The 376-nt window shown below is 50.5% G+C and carries 1 rRNA gene; it reads left to right on the forward strand.

Annotation, left to right across the window (positions count from 1 at the left end):
- A 16S ribosomal RNA gene (locus CWC30_RS18320) occupies positions 1 to 376 on the forward strand; the annotation flags it as partial.

Raw genomic sequence — 376 nt, forward strand, 5'->3', positions numbered from 1 at the left:
AACGCAGTAAACGAAGGATACTAGAAGCTCGCAACCACGCTTATGTTTTTCAAAGCTAACGCATTAAGTAGACCGCCTGGGGAGGACGGCCGCAAGGGTCAAACTCAAATGAATTGACGGGTGCCCGCACAAGCGGTGGAGCATGTGGTTTAATTCGATGCAACGCGAAGAACCTTACCTACACTTGACATACAGAGAACTTACCAGAGATGGTTTGGTGCCTTCGGGAACTCTGATACAGGTGCTGCATGGCTGTCGTCAGCTCGTGTTGTGAGATGTTGGGTTAAGTCCCGCAACGAGCGCAACCCCTATCCTTAGTTGCTAGCAGGTAATGCTGAGAACTCTAAGGAGACTGCCGGTGATAAACCGGAGGAAG

Source organism: Pseudoalteromonas sp. S4741 (genome assembly GCF_005886135.1).
Taxonomy (GTDB): Bacteria; Pseudomonadota; Gammaproteobacteria; order Enterobacterales; family Alteromonadaceae; genus Pseudoalteromonas; species Pseudoalteromonas tetraodonis.